Origin of the sequence: Kitasatospora sp. NPDC057542 (assembly GCF_042801945.1) — a bacterium.
Taxonomy (GTDB): Bacteria; Actinomycetota; Actinomycetes; order Streptomycetales; family Streptomycetaceae; genus Kitasatospora.
The window spans coordinates 1-3,040 of sequence record NZ_JBHVFE010000702.1; the positions used below are offsets into that span (position 1 = coordinate 1).

The 3,040-nt window shown below is 74.4% G+C and carries 5 protein-coding genes; 3 read left to right on the forward strand and 2 right to left on the reverse strand.

Annotated elements, in window-relative coordinates:
- Window positions 1-32: 32 nt before the first annotated feature.
- Window positions 33-905: a helix-turn-helix transcriptional regulator gene (locus tag ACFU7Y_RS42335; protein ID WP_224285250.1), complete on the reverse strand. Its 873-nt coding sequence runs from the start codon at window positions 903-905 to the stop codon at window positions 33-35.
- Window positions 906-1,019: 114 nt separating this feature from the next.
- Here ACFU7Y_RS42335 and ACFU7Y_RS42340 point away from each other — a divergent pair, with 114 nt between their 5' ends.
- From ACFU7Y_RS42340 to ACFU7Y_RS42350, 3 genes are all read left to right on the forward strand, one after another.
- Complete coding sequence (locus tag ACFU7Y_RS42340) at window positions 1,020-2,033, forward strand: hypothetical protein (protein ID WP_380771759.1); 1,014 nt, start codon at window positions 1,020-1,022, stop codon at window positions 2,031-2,033.
- 73 nt (window positions 2,034-2,106) lie between these two features.
- On the forward strand, window positions 2,107-2,328 hold the full coding sequence (locus ACFU7Y_RS42345) for a type II toxin-antitoxin system VapB family antitoxin (protein WP_224285437.1): 222 nt from the start codon (window positions 2,107-2,109) through the stop codon (window positions 2,326-2,328).
- Window positions 2,325-2,735 carry a PIN domain-containing protein gene (locus tag ACFU7Y_RS42350; RefSeq protein WP_224285436.1) on the forward strand — a complete coding sequence of 137 codons (411 nt, stop codon included), beginning with the start codon at window positions 2,325-2,327 and terminating at the stop codon, window positions 2,733-2,735. Before ACFU7Y_RS42345 ends, ACFU7Y_RS42350 begins: the two co-directional genes overlap by 4 nt.
- 11 nt (window positions 2,736-2,746) lie before the next feature.
- On the opposite strand, the gene ACFU7Y_RS42355 is transcribed toward ACFU7Y_RS42350, so the two are convergent.
- A partial coding sequence (locus tag ACFU7Y_RS42355; protein ID WP_380771761.1) for a sirohydrochlorin chelatase occupies window positions 2,747-3,040 on the reverse strand: 294 nt, incomplete at its 5' end.

The window sequence follows — 3,040 nt, forward strand, 5'->3', positions numbered from 1 at the left end:
GTGCCGGGGGCGGCGGACCGCCTTCTTCTGCGCTACACCGCCGGTGCCGGCACCGGTGCCAGTGCCGGGGCGAGGAGGCGCAGCCGCTCCTCGGTGTCGGCGTCGCGCGGGGACATCACGATCAGCTGCAGGCCCTCGGCGGCCAGCAGCACGTGCTGGTCGATCCGCAGCAGGCCCACCCGCTCGTGCCGGATGACCTTCTCGGCGCCGGAGCGCTCCGCGACCTGGTGCTCGTCCAGCCAGCGGTCCGCCTCCGGGTACTCGGCGCGCACCTGGCGGATCATCCGGGCCAGATGGCGCCCCACGGCCGTCGTCTCGCCGCCGCGCTCCGCGTAGGCGGAGCGCAGCTGGGCCAGGAAGCGCCGGGCGTGCTCCTCCCAGTGCTCGACCCGGGCCCGGTGCACCGGGTTGCCGAACACCACCCAGGCCAGGTTGCGCTCCTGCGGCGGACGGCCGGTCAGGCCGAACAGCGCATCCGCGCCCGGATTCCAGGCCCGGATGTCCCAGTTGGCGTCCATCACGAAGGACGGTGCCGGCCACTGCGCGTGCATCAGCCGCAGCAGGGGGGCCGGTACGTCCCCCGGCGCGGCCACCTCGCCGTCCAGCGGGTGGCCGCCGGCCAGCCGGAACAGGTACGCCGTCTCCGCCCGGTCCAGACGCAGCGTACGGGCGAGGCTCCCCAGCACCTCCGGTGACGGGTGGATGTCCCGCCCCTGCTCCAGCCACGTGTACCAGGTCACCCCCACTCCGGCGAGCAGCGCCAGCTCCTCGCGGCGCAGCCCCGGGGTGCGCCGCCGCACCCCGGGCGCCAGCCCGACCTCCTGCGGCGTCAGCCGCGCGCGGCGACTGCGCAGAAAGCTCGACAGTGCCGAGCGGCGCTCCTGGGCGTCCTCCGCGTCCACCATGTCCCCCGTCCTTCCCCGGTAGTCGGACTACCAGTATTCCCACGCACTGCTGCGGACCGGCCGACCGGGCGAGGCTGGATCACGTCAACGGACCGCACACGCAAGGGAACACCGATGAGCCACCGCCAGAACCGTACTGCCCGCCGGGCCCTGGCCGCCGCCGTCGCCGCGGCCGCCCTCCTCGGCACGGCCGGCGCGCTGCCCGCCGCGGCCGCCGGCCGCCCGGCACCGGCCGTGATCTCCGGCCACGCGCCCACCCTGGTGCCAGAGTCGGGCGACTGGGACGCCTCCCACCACCGCTTCCTGCTCGGCTCGCTGCGGCACGGCACCGTCTCCGCCGTCGGCACCGACGGCAGCGTGCGCACCCTGGTGGACGACCCCGCGCTGACCGAGATCGCCGGCCTGCGGATCGACCGGGCCCGCCACCGCGTCCTGGTCACCGACCTCGACAACGGCCTCGGCGAGCGCAGCAGCGCCGCCACCCAGGGGAAGCTCGCCGGGATCGGCGCCTACGACCTGGACACCGGGCGGCAGATCTTCTACACCGACCTCGCCGCCGTCGCCGCCGACGGCGGCAACCACCTCGCCAACGACATCGCGCTCGGCCCCGACGGCACCGCGTACGTCACCGACTCCTTCGCCCCCGTCGTCTACCGGGTGACGCCGGACGGCACCGCCTCCGTCCTGCTGCGCGACCCGCGACTGGCCCCCGCACCCGGCGGGTACGGCCTCAACGGCATCGTCCACCGGGACGGCCGGCTGGTCCTCGGCAAGTGGGACGACGGCACGCTGTGGCAGGTGCCGGTCCGCGACCCGGCCGCCCTGCGGCGGGTCGAGGTGGCCGGCGGTGGTGCCCTGCTCCACCTGGACGGCCTGCTGGGCCGCCCGGACGGCTCCATCGCGGGCGTCACCAACGCCTTCTTGGGAACCGGCCGCGACGCCGAGGTCGAACTGCGTTCGGACGACCACTGGCGCACCGCCCGCCTCACCGCCGTGCGCCCCTCCGTTGACCCGACTCCCACCGCGGTGGTCGCGGGCCCGGCCGGCAGCGTCTACCGGCTCTCCGGCGGCCTCGCCGCCGCCTACGCCGGCCACCCGGCGGACACCTTCACCCTGCGGCGGGTCTGAGCACCCGGCGCCTTTGGGCGATGTTGGTGAGATACAATGCTATGTACATCACCAACATCGTCGGAGGTGCCGGATGTCCGTAACACAGATCGACATCGATGAAGAGGCCCTGGAACGCGCGATGGTCCTCGCCGGTGTCCGGACCAAGAAGGACGCCGTCAACCTGGCGCTGCGCTACTACGCCGAACGGCAGGAACGTGCCGCCCGCATCAGTCGGCACTTCGAGCGGGCGCGACACTGGGGAGCCGTCGCGGACGCCGAGCGGCTGCACCGGGCGGAGAAGGACGCCCGGTGATCTATCTGCTCGACACCTCTGCGCTGTTCAGGCTGCTCGGTGAGCCCAAGGTGCAGGCCGCCTGGTTCGACGCGATCGACGCAGGGTCGGTCGCGTCGTGCTATCCGCAGCGCGCCGAGTTCCTCTACAGCGCGCGCAGCGGCCAGGAGTACGACGAGATCGCCGAGATGTTCGCCGAGCTCTACCCGGACGTCTCCGTACCGAAGAGCGCAGGACGGTGGATCGACACGGTGCAGCGGAGGATGGCGCTCGCCGGCCAGCACCGTAGTGCCTCCGCGGTCGACCTCGTGATCGCGGCGACGGCCGCACACCATGGACTCACGGTCCTCCACGATGACGCGGACTACCGAACCGTGGCACGTCATGCCGCGGACCTGAGCGAGCACAGCATTCTCGACTACGCCTGAGCAGCCCGCGCTCAGGCCGTGAGGGCCCGGGCGGACTCCTGCGCCCGGCGCGCCTCGTCGTGGCGTCGCAGCAGGAGGGCGGCCAGCTCCGGGGCGGGGCCGAGGACGTCCGCCAGGACGTCCGCCCCGGCGGCGGCCGCCGCGATGCGGTCCGGCAGCAGGCCCGGGGCCAGCAGGTAGGGGGCGACGGCGGTGCGCCCGGCGCCGGCGGCCCGCAGTGCGGCGAGGGCGTCGGGCACACGCGGGCCCGCGGCGGAGGCGTAGGCGACCGCGACGGCGGCCCAGCCCCTGGTGCGGCGCCACTC

Excerpts from the sequence above, each read along its gene's own strand:
- ACFU7Y_RS42335 (WP_224285250.1), bottom strand. The coding sequence starts at position 905 with ATGGTGGACGCGGAGGACGCCCAGGAGCGCCGCTCGGCACTGTCGAGC.
- ACFU7Y_RS42345 (WP_224285437.1), top strand. The coding sequence starts at position 2,107 with ATGTCCGTAACACAGATCGACATCGATGAAGAGGCCCTGGAACGCGCG.
- ACFU7Y_RS42340 (WP_380771759.1), top strand. The coding sequence starts at position 1,020 with ATGAGCCACCGCCAGAACCGTACTGCCCGCCGGGCCCTGGCCGCCGCC.